At 76.1% G+C, this 17,504-nt stretch carries 14 protein-coding genes; 1 reads left to right on the top strand and 13 read right to left on the bottom strand.

What is annotated here, in order from left to right; genetic code table 11:
* Positions 1-105: 105 nt before the first annotated feature.
* The 13 genes from HDA31_RS09245 to aspS form a co-directional block, all read right to left on the bottom strand.
* Entirely contained in the window at positions 106-948 is an 843-nt protein-coding gene (locus HDA31_RS09245; protein WP_178065575.1) for a shikimate dehydrogenase, read from the bottom strand.
* The gene (mltG, locus tag HDA31_RS09240) at positions 948-2,150 is read right to left on the bottom strand and encodes an endolytic transglycosylase MltG (RefSeq protein ID WP_178065576.1); all 1,203 of its coding nucleotides are present in this window, start codon (positions 2,148-2,150) and stop codon (positions 948-950) included. The genes HDA31_RS09245 and mltG overlap by 1 nt, the downstream gene beginning before the upstream one ends.
* The gene (ruvX, locus tag HDA31_RS09235; protein WP_178065577.1) at positions 2,147-2,608 is read right to left on the bottom strand and encodes a Holliday junction resolvase RuvX; all 462 of its coding nucleotides are present in this window, start codon (positions 2,606-2,608) and stop codon (positions 2,147-2,149) included. Before ruvX ends, mltG begins: the two co-directional genes overlap by 4 nt.
* 158 nt (positions 2,609-2,766) lie before the next feature.
* Positions 2,767-5,445 carry an alanine--tRNA ligase gene (gene alaS, locus HDA31_RS09230; protein WP_178065578.1) on the bottom strand — a complete coding sequence of 893 codons (2,679 nt, stop codon included), beginning with the start codon at positions 5,443-5,445 and terminating at the stop codon, positions 2,767-2,769.
* Complete coding sequence (locus HDA31_RS09225; RefSeq protein ID WP_074478694.1) at positions 5,442-5,747, bottom strand: hypothetical protein; 306 nt, start codon at positions 5,745-5,747, stop codon at positions 5,442-5,444. The genes alaS and HDA31_RS09225 overlap by 4 nt, the downstream gene beginning before the upstream one ends.
* 28 nt (positions 5,748-5,775) lie before the next feature.
* On the bottom strand, positions 5,776-6,237 hold the full coding sequence (locus HDA31_RS09220; RefSeq protein WP_043967924.1) for a DUF948 domain-containing protein: 462 nt from the start codon (positions 6,235-6,237) through the stop codon (positions 5,776-5,778).
* A gap of 149 nt (positions 6,238-6,386) precedes the next feature.
* Positions 6,387-7,013 (bottom strand): hypothetical protein, encoded by a 627-nt coding sequence (locus tag HDA31_RS09215; RefSeq protein WP_178067606.1) that lies wholly within the window; start codon positions 7,011-7,013, stop codon positions 6,387-6,389.
* 2,900 nt (positions 7,014-9,913) lie between these two features.
* On the bottom strand, positions 9,914-11,410 hold the full coding sequence (locus tag HDA31_RS09210; protein WP_178065580.1) for a replication-associated recombination protein A: 1,497 nt from the start codon (positions 11,408-11,410) through the stop codon (positions 9,914-9,916).
* 75 nt (positions 11,411-11,485) lie between these two features.
* On the bottom strand, positions 11,486-11,698 hold the full coding sequence (locus tag HDA31_RS09205; RefSeq protein ID WP_074478696.1) for a hypothetical protein: 213 nt from the start codon (positions 11,696-11,698) through the stop codon (positions 11,486-11,488).
* A gap of 104 nt (positions 11,699-11,802) precedes the next feature.
* Complete coding sequence (locus HDA31_RS09200) at positions 11,803-13,098, bottom strand: MFS transporter (protein WP_178065581.1); 1,296 nt, start codon at positions 13,096-13,098, stop codon at positions 11,803-11,805.
* The gene (locus HDA31_RS09195) at positions 13,095-13,694 is read right to left on the bottom strand and encodes a winged helix-turn-helix domain-containing protein (protein ID WP_178065582.1); all 600 of its coding nucleotides are present in this window, start codon (positions 13,692-13,694) and stop codon (positions 13,095-13,097) included. The genes HDA31_RS09200 and HDA31_RS09195 overlap by 4 nt, the downstream gene beginning before the upstream one ends.
* 84 nt (positions 13,695-13,778) lie before the next feature.
* The gene (locus HDA31_RS09190) at positions 13,779-14,594 is read right to left on the bottom strand and encodes a sugar nucleotide-binding protein (RefSeq protein ID WP_178065583.1); all 816 of its coding nucleotides are present in this window, start codon (positions 14,592-14,594) and stop codon (positions 13,779-13,781) included.
* Positions 14,595-14,698: 104 nt separating this feature from the next.
* Entirely contained in the window at positions 14,699-16,504 is a 1,806-nt protein-coding gene (gene aspS, locus HDA31_RS09185) for an aspartate--tRNA ligase (RefSeq protein ID WP_178065584.1), read from the bottom strand.
* A 171-nt stretch (positions 16,505-16,675) separates the two neighbouring features.
* Here aspS and HDA31_RS09180 point away from each other — a divergent pair, with 171 nt between their 5' ends.
* Positions 16,676-17,368, top strand: coding sequence for a DUF998 domain-containing protein (locus tag HDA31_RS09180; protein WP_178065585.1), 693 nt, complete (start codon positions 16,676-16,678; stop codon positions 17,366-17,368).
* Positions 17,369-17,504: the final 136 nt, after the last annotated feature.

Genomic DNA, 17,504 nt, shown 5'->3' with positions numbered 1-17,504 from the left:
GCGGCGCTGAACCGGCCGCGCCGCCGCGCGGGGCGGCCGGGGCAGGGCGGCCCGGGGCAGGGCGGAGCGGAGCGGGCCGGGGCGCGGAGCAGGCCGGGGTGAGGGCTAGCGGGTCGGGCGGATCTCGATGCCCACCTCGGACGAGAGTGCGGCGGCCATCGCGGCGACCGGGGCGCGGACGCCGGTGAAGTGCTCGAACTGGCCGACCGCCTGGGCGACCAGCAGGTCCAGCCCGGACACCACCCGGCAGCCGGCCGCCTCGGCCGAGGCGGCGAGGGGCGTGGGCCACGGGTCGTACAACGCGTCGAAGTAGACCGCGCCGGGCCGCCACCGGGCCTGCGCCGCGATCGGGTCGGCGACGCCCTTCGGGACGGTGGAGACGACCACGTCGGCGTCGGTGTGCCCGGCCGCGTCGGCCCAGTCGGCACCGGCCAGCCGCAGGCCGAGCGCGTCGGCGGCCGGGCGCAGCTCGTCGATGGCCGACGCGCGGCGGGCCACCACGGTCACCGTGCCCGAGCCGAGGCGGGCGGCGGCGGCCAGGGCGGCCCGCGCGGTGCCGCCCGCGCCGAGCACGGTGAAGCTGGCCCCCGGCGGCACGCCGGCCGCGCCGAGCAGCTCGATCATGCCGGCGGCGTCGGTGTTGTCCGCGTACCAGGAGCCGTCGGGGCGGTGGACCAGCGTGTTCGCCGCGCCCATCGCGGCGGCGACGGGCGACACCTCGGCCGCGAGGGCGAGGGTGGCCTCCTTGCAGGGCATGGTCACCGACAGCCCGGCCCACTCGGGGCCGAGGCCGCCGACCATCGCCGCCAGCTCCGCCTCGGCACACTCGATCGTGGTGTACGACCATCCGGCGAGGCCGGCGGCAGCGTAGCCGGCGTTGTGGATCACCGGGGAGAGGGAGTGACTGATCGGCTTGCCGACCACCGCCGCCCGCCGTGGCGTCGTCATCAGATGATCCCGGCCTCCCTGGCCTTGTTCTCGTTGCGCTGGTGCTGCTCGTAGGTCTCGGCGAAGGCGGAGTGCCCCTCCTTGTCGATCGCCACGAAGTAGAGCCACTTGCCGGTGGGCGGGTCCATCGCCCCCTCCAGCGCCTGCTTCCCCGGGTTGTTGATCGGGGTGGGGATCATCCCCTTCAGCTTGCGGTTGTAGGGGTTCTTCGGGTTGTCCAGCTCGGCCGCGGTCATGTCCTTCGACTTCTTGCCCTCCTGGCCGATCGACTCGAAGTAGTAGTTGACCGTGACGTCCATCTCCAGGCAGTTGCACGGGAACTCGCCGTACACCCGGTTGTAGGCCACCCGGGCGACCTTGCCGAGGTCGTCCTTGTTGCCGGCCTCGGCCTGGGCGAGGGACGCGACGATCAGCGCCTCGTACGGGCTGATGCCGCCCCGCTCCTCCTGCACCCGGTCGGCGAACTTCATCTCGCCGGTGACGGTGAGGAAGTTCTGCACCATCGTCGTCAGCAGGATCTCGGCGGTGGCCTTCGGCGGGATCTCGTAGGTGTCCGGGTAGAGGAAGCCCTCGACCGACTTCTTCGCCGGCTTGCCGTCGGTGCGCTTGAACCACCAGTCCGGCACGCCGAGCCCCTCCGGGTCCTTCGCGGCGGCCTCGAACTCCTTGACCGGGATCTTGGTCTTCTCCGACAGCAGCTTGTAGACGCCCTTGGCGGTGCGCCCCTCGGGGATGGTGACCTGGTTGGTGATCTTGTTCTTCAGGTCCAGCAGCATGACCAGGGCCTGCTCGCCGCTCATCTGCTTGCGCACCTTGTAGGTGCCGGGCTGGATGTTCTTGCTGCGCGAGTTGGCCTCGGCGGCCTCGATGAACGCCTTGGCGCTCTTGACCACCCCGGCGTCGTAGAGCGCGACGGCCATGTCGGCGATCAGCGCGCCCTGCTTGATCTCGACGGTCACCTCGCCCGTGCCGGACCCGTCGTAGTCGGGGGTGACGAAGTAGCTCTGCACCCGGTCGAAGCCGTAGAAGGCCCCGCCGCCGATGACGCCGAGCAGCACGAAGGCCATCAGCAGGGCGAGGGCGGTCTTGCCCCGGCCACCGGAGGGCTCGCCCTTGCGCTTGCGCACGTAGCTGCGCCGGTGCTTGCCCTTGTCGCCACTCCGTTCCGACTCGTCGAAACCGAGGTCCAGATCGTCGATCATCGCGTCCGCCTCCGCTGCGCGTCCAGCCAGCTCTGCAGGATCTCGACCGCGGCGGCCTGGTCGACCACCGCGCGTTGGCGCTTTCCCCGGACGCCACGCTCGGCAAGCCTACGAGAAGCCACGACCGTCGACATCCTCTCGTCGGTGAGCGTTACCGGAACGGGCGCTATTACGTCAGCCAACCGGTCAGCATACGCCTTCACATTCCGGGCGGCCGGGCCGTGCTGGCCGGAGAGGTTGACCGGTAGGCCGACGACCACCTCGACGCACTCGTGCTCGGCGATCAGGGCGACGATTTCGGCCATGTCGCCGGGCACCGCGTCCTCGGCCGCTGTCAGGTCCCGGGCGAGTGTCACCAGCGGGGTGGCCAGCACCCCGTGCGGGTCGGAACGGGCGACCCCGACCCGCACCTGCCCCACGTCGACGCCCAGCCGGACCCCGCGCACCGCTTCGGCCATGTCCTGTTCATCCTGCCCTGAGAAGACCGTCGCCCGCCCCGGAACGGCGTGCGTCCTGCCCGAAAAGACCGTCGTCCGCCCTGGAGGGGCCTTCGTCCTGCCCTGGAACGGGTCAGGGCGGACCGTGACGGCCCGCCCTGACCCGACGTGCGGTGCGCTCACGCGTCGGCGATCGCCTGCTCGACCGTGGCCAGCAGCTTCGGCGCCTCGGCCGCCGGCAGGCCGCCGCCCTGGGCCAGGTCGTCGCTGCCGCCGCCCCGGCCGGAGAAGGCCGCCTTGACCAGGTCCTTCGCCGCCAGGCCCCGGCTGCGGGCCGCCGCGTTCACGGCCACCACCAGGGACGCCTTGCCATTCGACCGGGCCGCCACGGCCACCACGGCGGGCCGGGCCGGGTCGATCTTGCCGCGGATCTCCTGGGCCAGGGTCCGCACGTCGTTGCCGGCCGCGCCCTCGGGCGCCTCGGTGCCGACGTACGCCACCCCGCGCACGTCCTTCGCCTGCCCGGCGAGGGCCGCCGCGCCGCCGAGCACGAGCTGGGCGCGCAGCTTCTCCAGCTCCTTCTCGGCGTCGCGGAGCTGGGTGACGGTCTGCTCCACCCGGTCGGCGACCTGGTCGCCGGGCACCCGGAACAGCTCGGCGAGCCGGGAGACCAGCAGGTGCTCGCGGGCCAGGAAGCCGAACGCGTCCATGCCGACGAGGGCCTCGATGCGGCGTACGCCCGAACCGACCGACGCCTCCGAGAGGATCTTGACGAGGCCGAGCTGGGCCGAGCGGGCCACGTGGGTGCCACCGCACAGCTCCCGGGCGTAGTCGCCGACCTCGACGACCCGCACCCGCTCGCCGTACTTCTCGCCGAACAGCGCCATCGCGCCGATGCGGCGGGCCTCCTCCTGGCTGGTGACGAAGGCGTGCACCTCCAGGTCGGCCAGGAGCACCTCGTTGACCTGCTGCTCCACGTCGTGCAGGACGCTCGGCGACACCCCGGTCGGGGTGTTGAAGTCGAACCGCAGCCGGCCCGGCGCGTTCAGCGAACCCGCCTGGGTCGCCGACTCGCCGAGGAAGTTGCGCATCGTCTGGTGCACCAGGTGGGTGGCCGTGTGCGAGCGGGAGATGGCCCGCCGCCGGGTGGCGTCGATCTCGGCGTACCCGGTCTCGCCGGCGCGCACCTCGCCCCGGACGACGCGGGCGCGGTGCACGATCAGGCCCGGCACCGGCTGCTGCACGTCGAAGACCTCGACCTGGCCGCCGCCGACGGTGATCAGGCCCTGGTCGGGCTGCTGGCCGCCGCCCTCGGCGTAGAACGGGGTGGTGTCGAGCACCAGCTCGACCGTGTCGCCCTCGGCGGCCGCGCCGACCTGGTCGCCGCCGGAGAGCACGGCACGGACCCGCGACTCCCGGGTCAGCTCCGTGTAGCCGGTGAACTCCACCGGCCCGCCCGCGTCCAGCACCGACCGGTACGCCGACAGGTCGGTGTGCCCGGTCTTGCGCGCCCGTGCGTCGGCCTTCGCCCGCGCCCGCTGGTCGGCCATCAGCCGGCGGAACCCGTCGGCGTCGACCGCCAGGCCCTGCTCGGCCGCGATCTCCAGGGTCAGGTCGATCGGGAAGCCGTAGGTGTCGTGCAGCTGGAACGCCTTGTCGCCCGAGAGCGCCGGCTTCCCCGCCGACTTGGTCTCGGCGATCGCCGTGTCCAGGATCGTCGTCCCGGCGCGCAGCGTCGCCAGGAAGGCGTCCTCCTCGGCGTACGCGTACTGCGAGATCCGGTCGAACTCGGCCGCCAGCTCCGGGTACGACGGGGCCATGCAGTCCCGCGCCACCGGCAGCAGCTCGGGCAGCGCCCGGTCCTGCCAGCCGAGCAGCCGCACCGCCCGGATGGCGCGACGCATGATGCGGCGCAGCACGTAGCCGCGCCCCTCGTTGCTCGGGGTGACCCCGTCGCCGATCAGCATCAGCGCGGTGCGCACGTGGTCGGCGATCACCCGCAGCCGCACGTCGTCGGGGTGCGACTCGCTGGCCACGTGGCCGGAGTGCGCGCCGTACCGCTTGCCGGTCAGCTCGGCGGCGCGGGCCAGGATCGGCCGGACCTCGTCGATCTCGTAGAGGTTGTCGACGCCCTGGAGCAGCGACGCCATCCGCTCCAGGCCCATGCCGGTGTCGATGTTCTTCTTCGGCAGCTCGCCGACGATCTGGAAGACTTCCTTGCTCTGCACGTCGTCGATCTGGAACTGCATGAAGACGAGGTTCCAGAACTCCAGGTAGCGGTCCTCGTCGACCTCCGGGCCGCCCTCGCGCCCGTAGGCGGGGCCCCGGTCGTAGTACAGCTCGGAGCAGGGGCCGGCCGGGCCGGGGATGCCCATCGACCAGAAGTTGTCCTTCTTGCCCCGCCGGACGATCCGCTCGGCCGGCATGCCGACGGAACGCCAGATCTCCGCCGCCTCGTCGTCGTCGAGGTAGACCGTCGCCCAGATCCGCTCCGGGTCCAGCCCGAAACCGCCCTCGGCGACCGACTTGGTGACCAGGTCCCAGGCGAGCGGGATCGCCCCGGCCTTGAAGTAGTCACCGAAGGAGAAGTTGCCGTTCATCTGGAAGAACGTGCCGTGCCGGCTGGTCTTGCCGACCTCGTCGATGTCCGGGGTGCGGATGCACTTCTGCACGCTGACCGCCCGGGAGTAGGGCGGGGTGTGCTGCCCCAGGAAGTAGGGGACGAACTGCACCATGCCGGCGTTGACGAACAGCAGGTTCGGGTCGCTGATGGCGGGCAGCGGAGCGGACGGCACCACGGCATGACCGTTCGCCTCGAAGTGGGCGAGATACCGCCGCTTGATCTCCGCCGTCTTCATCGCTGGTGCTCCTCCGGAAAGATCTCTCGGTCGCCGATGCGCGGGTCCTCCCGCAGCTCGGCGAACTGGTCGTCGAACGCCTCGCCCCGGGCGAACGCCTCGTGGATCTCCTGCTCGCGCTCGGCCATCCCGATCCGGACGTCCTCCACGAAGCTACGCAGCGACTCGGCCAGGCCGCCAGCGGATTGCGACAGGCCACCGGCGATGCCGGCCGGCGTGTACGCGTGCGCGGCGCGGGTCGCCTTGCGCACCACCACCACGCCGACGGCCAGGCCGATGCCCAGCCAGAACAGGCGTCTCATGTTCTCTCGTCCCTCCGTCGCCGGCGGCTCAGGCGTTGCCGCGCTTGGCGGCGCGGCGCTGCTGCTTGATGGTGTCGCGCACCTCGCGCTCGGTCTCGGCGTGCCGGCGGGCGGCGGCGGCCCGGCGCACGCCGTAGCCGAAGGCGGCCACCTTCACCAGCGGGTTCGCGGCGGCGGCGGAGACCACGGTGGCCAGGTTCGCCACGTTGGCGGTGACGTTCTGGGCGTGGGTGGTCATGGTGTCCACCTTGGCCAGCTGGAGGTTGACCCCGTCCAGCGAGACCTGCACCTGCTCCAGGGCGGTGTTCACGTTCTTCACGGTGGTGTTGACGTCACCGAGCAGGGGCGCGGTGCGGTCGTTGAGGTCGTTGATCATGCGGGTGGCCGCGTCCACGGTGTGCCGCAGCCGCAGGATGGGCAGCGTCAGGATCAACACGAGCATCGCGAACGCGATCGCCGCGATCAGCGCCGCGACCTCTCCAAAACTCACGCCTGTCCTCCTCGAGCAGGGTTCCGGGGCCCGACGCCCCGGAACGCGCGACCGTCATGACCCACACCGTCGTACGGCGACCCACCCCGGTCAGCGGGGGCAGGCGGGCCTGCCAGCCCCAGACCCTACCGTCAGTGATGAAACCCGGCTCACGACGGTGAGGGTGTCGGCGTCGACTCGCCGAGCGGATCCTCGCTCAGGGTCGGGAAGGGATCCTCGCCGGTGAGCGACGGGTCGGTGCTCGGCTGGGGCCTGGTCCGCTCGTCGTCGATGGCGTTGCGGACCTTCACCGACACCAACGACCCATTGCACTCCCCCGCTGCGGGGGGCGTGGCCAGCGACGTCGGCGCGGGCTCCCCGTCGATCGGCGGCGGGACGCAGGTCGGCTCGCGCACCCACAGGTCGAGGGTCAGCTCGTCGCGACGCCAACAGGTGTAGTCGCCCTTCGCCGGCTGCTCCGGGCAGCGGGTCACCTTCCACGGCTGCCAGCCGGACTCGGTCAGGGCCCGCTCGTAGGCCTGCGCCGTCTCCTCCACTGGACGCTGGGACTCGACGGTGCGCTCGCGCAGCCGGCACTCCTCCACGCACCAGCGGCTGCCGCTGACGTTGTCGACGGTCTTCGTGGCCGCCCAGCCGGGCACGTTCAGCCCGTCGAGGGTGTCGAAGACGGGGTCGCGGCTGAGCGTACGGATGCCGAAGTAGAGCGGCAGGGCACCCAGCAGCACCACGCTGACCAGCGCGAGCACGCCCATCCGCAGCCGACGCCGCTGGCGCAGCTGCCGCCGGAGCTCCGACCGCGCGCCGGGCGGGCCGCCCGACGCCGCCTCGTCCGCCTCGTCCGGGTCGTCGGCGGTCGCGGCCCGACGCAACTGCGCCGTCCCGGCGGGCTCCGGGCCGGCGGGGCCGGACCCGTCGCCGCCCGCCCGGGGGGCGGGACCCGGGCCGAGCCGGTGCACCTCCAGGCCGGGCCGGCGCTCGTCCGGGCCGGAGCGGTCCGCGTCCGGGCCGGAGCGGGCCGGTGGCGCGTCGGCGGCCGGCACCACGGCGGCGGCCCGGGCCACCGCGGGCGGCTGGTCGGAACGGGCCGGCGACGCCGCGCCGGCGGCCGGCTCCGGCCGGCGGTGCGGGTGCGCCTCGCCGGACCCGCCCGGCGGGGGCGGCGACGAGGGGCCGGGGCCGCGCTGCGGCGGGGTCGCGCCGCCGGGGCCACGCTGCGGCACCACAGCGGTGCCGGCGTCGCGCTGCGGCGGGGTCGCACGGCCGTCGGCCTGGTCGCCCGGCCGCTCGCCGGGGCGACCGGGCGGGACCACCGCCCGTGCCACGCCGGGTTGGTGGGGACCGGCGGTCGGAGCGCCGGGCGGCACGGCCCGACCGGCGGGCCCCCCGGGCGGCGTCGCGCGGCCGGCGGGACCGGACGGGGGCACGTCCCGGCCGGTGGGCCCCACCGGCGGCGCGGCCCGGCCGGCAGGACCGGAGGGCGGGTCGACCGGGCCGGCGGCACCGGGCCCGGGGACGGCCCGGCCGGCGGCGGGACCGCCGGGCGGGGTGGCCCGGCCGGGCGCGGTGGGCGCCGCCGACGCCCGGGCGGTCGGCCCGGACTCGGGGGCGGACCCGGCGGGCCGAAGGCCGGGGGCGGACCCGGACCTGGGGTCCGGGCTGGACCGGGGTCCGGCACCGGGGCCGGGCCCGAACGGCGGGGCCTGCGGGCGGCGCTCCTCCGCCGGCCCGGGGCGCACCTCGCCGGTGCGCGGCTCCGCCATGGGCGGACGCAGCTCACCCGTGCGCGGGTCGACCACCGGGGGCCGCAGCTCGCCCGTGCGTGGATCCACCGCGGCGGGCCGCAGCTCGCCCGTGCGCGGGTCGGCCGGCGGACGGGGGCTTCCCGCACGGGGGTCGGCCGGCGGACGGGGCTCGCCGGGGCGTGGGCCCGCCACCTGCGGACGGGACGGCGCTGCCGCCCGGCCGGTGGGCAGTGGGACCGGCTCCTCCGCCGGGTCGACGGGCGCGGCGGGCCGCGCCCGGCCCACCGGGGCTGCCGGCCCGGCGCCGACGCCGTGTTGCGCCGCCGCACCCCGACCGCCGTCACCGGGCCGGTTGCCCGGCTCCCCGGCCGGCGGCGCGACGCCCGGCGGCGGCGACGGCACGGCCGCCCGGTTGACCATCGGCATCGCGGCGTCCGGGTTGACGCCACGACCGGCCTGGCGCAGCCACTCCGCCGGACGCTGCGGCCGGTCGCCCCGCCCCTGCGGGGGACCGCCCCGCTCGGCGGCGCCGGGGAACCCGGCGTCGACGGGACCGGCGGGGCGGCGCGACGTCGCCTCGCCCGGTTCCTCCTCGGACCGGGCCCGGCGGCGGCCACCGGTTTCCCGGCCCGTGGCCGCCGGCTCCTGGACGACGGCCGGATCCGACCCGGCGGGGCCGCCGGGCACGCCCGGCATCCCGGCGGGGCCGCTGGGCACCCCCGGCACCTCGGGGGCGTTGCCGCTGAGCGGGACGACCGGCTGCTCCTCGGCAGCCCGCCGACGACCGCCCTGGCCGGGCGCGATCGGCCCGGCGACGCCACGACCGGCCGGCTCGTCCGCACCGGGTGCGCCGGGACGCTCGCCCGTCGGCTCGCGCCGGGGCTCGTCGCCGGGCGGCGCCGACGCCGGGTAGGGCGGGCCGGCGGGAACGGGCGCGGCGCGGCGCGGCCCGGACTGGGGTGCGGCGGCCCGGCCGGCGGGAGGTGGGGAGACGACGGCCCGGCCGGCGGGGGGCGGCGGTGCGGCGGCCCGGCCGGCGGGGGGCGACCCGGCCGGGACGACCGGCCAGCCGCCGCTGGGGGGTTGGCCGCCACGCGCGGGCGGGGCCACCGGCGGGCCCGGCGGGCCGGGGCGCTGCCCGGGTGCGCCGGGACCCGAGGTCGCCGGCCCGCCGGACCGGTCGCCCGGCGGGCCCACCGGGGCCGCCGCCCGGGGCAGTTCGCCGGACGGTTCGCCGTCGTCGCGCGAGCGCCGGGGCGCGGCGTCCGTCGGGTACGGGGGCCGGGCGGGCTGCCCCGCCGGATACGGCGGCCCGGACGGTTGGCCGCCCGGATAGGGCGGCCCGGCGGGCTGGCCCTGCTGGCGGGGCGGGGCCGCCGGCTGGGCCGGTCCCGGCAGCGGCCCGGCCTGCGGCGTCGACGGCTGGGCCGGCGGCTGCGGGAGGCCCTGCGGTGGGCGGGCCGCCGGTGGCACGGCCCGGGGCGGCTCCGCCGCGCCCTGCGGCGGGCGGTGGGACTGGTGGGGCGGCTGCGGGGGGCCCTGCGGCAGGCGGTTCGCCGGCTCCGGCGGGACCTGCCCCGGGCGGGGCGGCTCGGCGGGCCCGGGGCGACGCCCCGGCTGCGGCGAGCCGGGCCACGGGCCGTCGACCGGTCGCGGACGCGCCGGACCCGGTTCGCCGCCGCGCGCCGGACCCTGCCGCGCCGGCGGGTCGGGCTGGCCGGGTGGCGGGGCCTGTCCCGGCTCGCCGCCGTCCGGCCCCAACTCGCCGCGCTGCCGCTTGGCGGAGCGCAGGTCGTCGATCCAGCCGAACTCCTCGCCGGCCACCGGCTCCTCGGGCTCGCTGTCGGGTCGGCCCCGGCCCCACCGGCGCCCCTTGGGGCGCGGCTCGCGCCGCTCCTCGGGGCCGTCCTCCGGTCGCTCCGAACCACGGGATCTCACTGCTGACCCTCCCCGACGGCGCCCGTGCCGTCCTCGTCCGCCGCGCTGGCGTGCCCGTTGCCCGACGGGTGGCGGCCGTTCCCCGGCGGGGCCGGCTCCGCCGGACGCGCCGGGGCTGGCAGCCCCCGGACGATCCGGCGCAGCAGGGGCAGCCGGGCGGCCACCGCCCGCTCCGCACCGTGCCCGCTGGGACGGTAGTAGTCGGCCCCGACAAGATCGTCGGGAGCGTACTGCTGGGTGACCACTCCACGGGGGTCGTCGTGCGGGTAGCGGTAGCCCGTGCCGTGGCCGAGCCCCCGCGCGCCGGAGTAGTGGGCGTCGCGCAGGCCGCGCGGCACCGGCCCGCCCCGGCCGGCGCGGACGTCGGCCGTGGCGGCCCCGATCGCGGCGGTCGCCGAGTTGGACTTCGGCGCGGTGGCCAGGTGGATCACGGCCTGGGCGAGGTTGAGCTGCGCCTCCGGCAGGCCGACGAACTCCACGGCCTGCGCGGCGGCGGTGGCCACGCCCAGCGCGCCCGGGTCGGCCATCCCGACGTCCTCGCTGGCGAAGATGACCAGCCGGCGCGCGATGAACCGGGCGTCCTCGCCGGCCACCAGCATCCGGGCCAGCCAGTGCAGCGCCGCGTCGACGTCGGAGCCCCGCATGCTCTTGATGAAGGCGCTGGTCACGTCGTAGTGCGCGTCACCGGCCCGGTCGTAGCGCACCGCCGCGACGTCCACCGCCTGCTCGGCGGTGGACAGGTCGATCCGGTCGACGCCCAGCGCCGCCGCCGAGGCCGCCGCGGCCTCCAGCGCGGTCAGGGCCTTGCGCACGTCGCCGCCGGCGAGGCGGACGAGGTGGTCCTCGGCGTCGGCCCGGAGGGTGAACGCGCCGGCGAGGCCGCGCGCGTCGCTGACCGCGCGGCGCAGCAGGCCACGCACGGCCGCGTCGTCCAGGGGCTGGAGGGTGAGCAGCACGCACCGCGACAACAACGGCGAGATGACCGAGAAGTACGGGTTCTCCGTGGTCGCCGCGAGCAGGGTGACCGTCCGGTCCTCCACCGCGGCGAGCAGCGAATCCTGCTGGGTCTTGCTGAACCGGTGCACCTCGTCGATGAACAGGACCGTCGGCGGTCCGCCGGAGCGGCGCTGCCGGCGGGCGGTGTCGATCACCGCGCGGACGTCCTTGACCCCGGCGGTGAGCGCCGACATGGCCACGAAGCGGCGATCGGTGGCGGTCGCCACGAGGTGCGCGATGGTGGTCTTCCCGCAGCCGGGCGGCCCCCAGAGGATCACCGACATCGGGGTGGCGCCGCCGACGAGTTGGCGCAGCGGCGCGCCGGGCGCGAGCAGGTGCCCCTGCCCCACCAGCTCGTCGATGCTGGCCGGGCGCATCCGGACGGGGAGCGGCGAGTCGGCGGCCACGGGGGTGAAGCCGTCGACGCCGACGGAACCCGTGGGGGCGCCGTGCGCCCCGGCGGGTGCGCCGAGGGAGAAGAGAGCGTCGGACTCCATCACGAAGACAGTACCGGGCCGGGTCCGCCGCGCCGGAACTGCGCCGCGGGCCCGGCCAGGTTAGATCATTTACGGTCAGCCACGGCCGGGGCGGCGGCCCCGGTACCAGCGGCCGCCGCCACCGCCGCGCGGGCCGCTGCCCACGCCGGCCAGGTAGAGGGAGAGCAGCAGCAGGCCCAGCATCAGCAGGGTGTGCACGTTGAACAGGTCCGGCGCGCCGAAGTTGGTGTCGAGCAGGTCGATCAACAGGGCGAAGCCGAAGACGACGGCCGCGAGAATGGCGAGCATGACGGTCCTCCGGTGGGGGTTCCCAGTAGGTCGCCGGGGGATGTACCCAAACGGTCCGATCGCCAATCTCCACGGTGGACCGGCCCCGCCCGGACGACGGTGGGTCACCGCCCGCTCGCCTGCGGTGCAAGGACGGGCCCGTCGTCGACGGTGGTGCGGGCGGCGGGGGTGCGGGCGGCGCGCCAGGCGGGCAGGTACAACGGGGCGGCGGCGGCGAGCACCACCGCGCCGACCAGCATCGCCGTGCTGACGCTGGCGCGCTCGGCCAGGGCGGTCAGCGCGACCGCGCCGAGCGCACCGGCCGGCTGGGCCATCATCGAGTTGAGCGAGAGCACGCTGGTGCGGTACGGGCCGTCGACCTGGCGGTGCAGCAGGCCCAGGTGCAGCGGGTTGGACGCGCCGTGCACCGTGTAGCAGGCCAGGTACGCCACGAGCACCCCGACCGGGCCGGCGAACAGCCCCATCGCCACCACGGTCGCGCCCTGCCCGACGCGCAGCAGCGCGGCGCCGGGCGCGGCCCCGGGCCAGCGCAGCAGCAACGGGGTGAGCGCGGCCCCGGCGGCCGAGGCGAGCCACGCGGCGGAGCTGGCGGGGCCGAGCAGCGCGGCGGCCCGCTCGGGGTCGCCGACGACCTCGGCGAGCCGGACCGGCAGCAGCGACTCGAAGGTGACCATGCCGAAGCCCCAGAACAGCTCGACCGCCACGAGGGCGAGCAGCACGCGGGAGCGGCGCAGCAGGCCGAACGCCTGCCGGACCATCCGGGGCGCCTCGGCCACCGACGCGCGCAGCGCACCGGCCCCCCGCCCCGGCCGGACCTCGACCAGCAGCGCCAGCAGGGCGGCCAGCGCCACCGCCTGCGCCACCACGGCGGCCAGCACCGGCACGGTCAGCGCGCTCACCGGGCCGAGCGGGCCGAGCGTGATCAGGCCGCCGCTGAGCAGCGCGCCGCCGGCGATGGCCACGCCCGCGACGGTGCCGCCGAGGCCGAGGCCACGCTCGTATTCGGCGGCGGGGTCGGCGGCGAGGGTGGCATCGACGTACCAGGACTCCAGGGGGCCGCTGTCCAGCGCCCGGTAGATGCCCTGTAGGGCGAAGACCAGGACGAACAGGGCGAGGGAGTCGGCCACCGCGAACAGCGCCAGCGACGCCAGGTTGAGCGCCGTGGCGGCGACCAGCACGGGCCTGCGGCCCAGGGCGTCGGCCATGCCGCCGGTCGGCAGCTCCAGCGCCAGCACCACGAGGCCCTGGGCGGTGAACGCGATGCCGATCTGCGACAGCGACAGGCCGCGCTCCTGCATCAGCAGGATCATGACCGGGATCAGCAGGCCGGTGGGCAGCCAGCGCAGCCCGTGCAGGACCAGATAGCGCGACCGCACCTGGCGGACGGACAGGGCGCTCACCGGGTCGGCTCGATCATCGGGTACGCGGCCAGGAAGACCTGCACCGGCCGGGCGTCGGCCTCGTCGGGGCGCGACTGGTCGCGGTAGCGCATGAGGACCTCCCACAGCTCCGCCTCCATCGCCTGGAGCCGCTCGGGCCCGAGGTGCAGCAGGGCGTCGCTCATTCCGGCGGCGTCGCGCCAGGCGGGTGGGAAGTCCTGTTGGACGGCGAACCACCGGTCGGAGTGCTCGACGACCAGGCGCACCTGCTCGGCCTGGATCCACTCGGCGGCGGCCCGGGCGTCCGGGTCGTCGTCGAAGTCGGACGGCTCCCAGCTGCTGATGTCGTGCGCCGCCCGCCACCAGCGCTGCCGCCCGCCGGCGAGGTCGTGGGCCTCGACGACGAGCCCCGCCTCGGCGAGCTGACGCAGGTGGTAGCTGGTGGCGCCGGTGTTGGTGCCGAGCCCTTCGGCGAGCCCGGTGGCGGTGGCGGGACCGTCGACCCGCAGCGCGCCGAGCAGCCGCAGCCGCAGCGGGTGCGCCAGCACCCGCACCTGTCTCGGGTCCAGCCGGACCTGGCGGGGGGCCTGCCGGCCCGTGCTCTCGTCGTTGCCCATGGCAGCACAATAACTGTGCATACCTTCTATGCACAATCTCTTTGCATAGAAGGTATGCAGGGCCGCCCGGCGGAGCCGGCACGGTCAGGGGGCGAGCAGCTCGGCGACCCCGCGCAGGCGGGTCCGCAGCAGGCCGGCGGCGCGGGAGCTGTCGAGGCGTACCTCGACGGGGCGGACCAGGCCCGACGCGGCGCTCGTGGCGGTCCGCAGGCCGCCCGGGTCGAGCCCGAACCGCCGGGCCACCAGCAGCCCCAGCTCGGCGCGGCTGACCGCGTCCGGCCCCGCCACGTTGAGCAGGCCGGCATGGTCGGACGCGGCCAGCTCCAGCACGGCGGCGGCCAGGTCGCCCACGTCGACCGGGCAGCGGACCTCGTCGATGAACAGGACCCCCCGGCCAGCGAGGGCGTCCAGGCAGAGCCGGACCTGCCTGCTCCGCTCGTCGCCCATGATCAACGAGGTACGCACCAGCGCCGCGCCCGGGTCGACCACCCGCACGGCGGTCTCCGCCGCCGCCTTCGCCGCCCCGTACGCGAACACCGGCGTCGGCACGTCGTCGTCGGCGTACGGCTCGGGCCGGCCGGCGTGCAGCGCGTCGCTGGACAGGTGCACCAGCCGCGCGCCCGCCTCCGCGGCGGCGTACGCCACGTTCGCCGCGCCGTCGGCGGTGACCGTCCAGTCGGCGTACCGGTAGGGGGTGCTCACCACGGCGGCCGGCCGCACCGCCGCGACCAGCGCGCGCACGGCGGCCCGGTCGGTCACGTCGAGCCGACGCGCCTCGACGCCGGCCGGCGCGCCGGGGTTGGCGTGGTACGTGCCGACCACGCGCTGCCCCGCCGCGACCGCCCGGCGGCACACCTCGCCCCCGAGGTGCCCGCTGGCACCCACCACGAGCAGCGTCACGAGTCGCCCCCTCCACGGCGGCGGGCGGCCCCACCGTGGGGCCGCCCGCCGGGATCGCTGGTCGCCCCCGGCCGCCTCAGCTCAGGCCGGGGTCGCAGGTCGGCTCAGACCGGGTCGGCCACCGGGGCGGCCGGGCCGGCGGTGCCGGCGTGCGCGCCCGTCGGGGCCTTCGGCTTGGCGTCGACGCCCGCCTCGGCGCGCTGCTGCACGGTGATCGGCGTCGGCGCGCCCGTCAGCGGGTCGAAGCCGCCCCGGGTCTTCGGGAACGCGATCACCTCGCGGATCGAGTCCGCGCCCGCCAGCAGCATGCAGACCCGGTCCCAGCCGAACGCGATGCCGCCGTGCGGCGGGGCGCCGTACTTGAACGCCTCCAGCAGGAAGCCGAACTTGTCCTGCGCCTCGGCGGGGGTGATGCCGAGCAGGTCGAACACCCGCTGCTGCACGTCGCCCCGGTGGATACGGATCGACCCGCCGCCGATCTCGTTGCCGTTGCAGACGATGTCGTACGCGTACGCCAGCGCCCGGTCCGGGGCCTCCTCGAACCGGTCCACCCACTCGGCGTTCGGCGAGGTGAACGGGTGGTGCACGGCCGTCCAGCCGCCCTCGTCGGTGCGCTCGAACATCGGGGCGTCGACCACCCAGCAGAACGCCCACGCCGACTCGTCGATCAGCTTCGCCCGCTTGGCGATCTCGATGCGGGCCGCGCCGAGCAGCTCCTGCGCCTCCCGGGCGTCGGCGCCGGCCGCGAAGAACACCGCGTCGCCCGGCTTCGCGCCGACCGCGTCGGCCAGCCCCGCCAGGTGCTCCTCGGAGAGGTTCTTCGCCACCGGGCCCCGCGGCGCGCCGGTCTCGGCGTCGAGCACCACGTACGCCAGGCCCTTCGCGCCGCGCGCCTTGGCCCAGTCCTGCCAGCCGTCCAGCTCCTTGCGGGTCTGGCCCGCGCCGCCCGGCATGACGACCGCGCCCACGTAGCCGCCCGCGTCGATCGCCCCGGCGAACACCCGGAACGCCGTGCCGCGCAGGTAGTCGGTCAGCTCGGTCAGCTCGACGCCGTAGCGCAGGTCCGGCTTGTCGGAGCCGTAGCGGGCCATCGCGTCGTGCCAGGTGATGCGCGGGATGGGCCGGGGGATCTCGTAGCCGGCCAGGTCGGACCAGAGCGCGGACACGATCGCCTCGCCGAGGTCGATCACGTCGTCCTCGGTGACGAACGACATCTCGATGTCGAGCTGGGTGAACTCCGGCTGCCGGTCGGCCCGGAAGTCCTCGTCGCGGTAGCAGCGGGCGATCTGGTAGTAGCGCTCCATGCCGCCGACCATCAGCAGCTGCTTGAACAGCTGCGGGGACTGGGGCAGCGCGTACCAGCTGCCCGGCTGGAGCCGGACCGGGACCAGGAAGTCGCGCGCGCCCTCCGGGGTGGACCGGGTCAGCGTCGGCGTCTCGATCTCCAGGAAGTCGCGCTCGTGCAGCACGCCCCGGGCGAGCTGGTTGGCCCGCGACCGCAGCCGCATCGCCCTCGCCGGGCCGCCCCGGCGCAGGTCCAGGTAGCGGTACTTGAGCCGGATGTCGTCGCCGGCCTCGACCTGGTCGTCGACGGGCAGCGGCAGCGGCGCGGCCTCCGAGAGCACCTCCAGCGCGCTCGCGGTCACCTCGATCTCGCCGGTCGGCAGCTCCGGGTTCTCGTTGCCCTCGGGACGGCGGGTCACCTCGCCGGTCACCTTCACGCAGAACTCGTTGCGCAGCGCGTGGGCGTCCTCCTCGCGGAAGACCACCTGCACGACGCCCGAGGCGTCGCGCAAATCGACGAAGATGACACCGCCGTGGTCGCGCCGGCGGGCGACCCACCCGGCGAGCGTCACCGTGGTGCCGGCGTCCGTCGCGCGCAGGCTGCCGGCGTCATGGGTACGGATCACGGCTTGTGTCTCCTCATCGTCTGCGTTCGGTCTGCCCTCGCATTCTGTCAGGGTGCCCCGCCCCCCGCCGTCACCGGGCGCGGTTGGGGGTAAGGAGGGGCCCCTTGTTAACGCTTTCTGTTGCACAGGGGGCCCCTGCTAACCCATGCCGCGCCGCGTACGGTGTGCCGGGTGCGTGTCGTACCCCCGTGGGCCCTGCTCTCCGCCGGCGCGGCGCCGGTCTTCCTGGTCGGCGGCTGGCTGCTCGGCGCGGCCCGGCAGCCCGGCGGGTTCGACCAGGTCTCCGGGACGATCAGCGCGCTCGCGGCCGTCGGCGCGACCGACCGGTGGATCATGACGCTCGGCCTCGTCGGGCTCGGCCTGTGCCACTGCGTGACCGCCGCCGGGCTGCGCCCGCTGGCGGCCGGCGGGCGGGCGCTGCTCGCCCTGGGCGGCGTCGCCACGCTCGCGGTGGCGGCGTTCCCGCTGCCGGCCGACGGCGGCTCGACGCCGCACGCGCTGGCCGCCGCCGTCGCGTTCGGCACGCTGGCCCTCTGGCCGGCGCTCGCCCCCGCCGGCCCGCCGCCGAGCAGGGTGCGCGGCGGCATCGGCGGTGCCGGGCCACGGCCCGGCCACCCCGGCGGCGACGCGCTGCGGCCGGCCCTCGGCGACGCGGGCCGCCGGGCCCGGTCCACCCCCGACGGGTACGCCGGCGGCGGGCGGGCCGCCTGGGCGGCGCTGGCGGCGGGGCTGCTGACGCCGGTGGCCTGGTTCGTGATCGAGCTGGCCACCGGGGGTGACCGGATCGGCCTGGCCGAGCGGGTGGCCGCCGGGGCGGAGGCGCTCTGCCCGCTGCTGGTCGCCGGGTGGCTGAGCCGGCGCTGACCCCGGCGCTGCGGGGCGCACCGCCCACGGCACCGCCCACGGCACCGCCGGGCGCACCGCGGCCCGAGGCGGCCCGACACGGCCCGTGGTGTTAACAGGGGGCCCCTGTACCACAGAAAGCGTTAACAAGGTGCCC

This window comes from Micromonospora carbonacea (genome assembly GCF_014205165.1).
Taxonomy (GTDB): domain Bacteria; phylum Actinomycetota; class Actinomycetes; order Mycobacteriales; family Micromonosporaceae; genus Micromonospora; species Micromonospora carbonacea.
The sequence above is the reverse complement of the archived record's forward strand: the minus strand, read 5'-3'. Positions and strand labels throughout refer to the sequence as shown.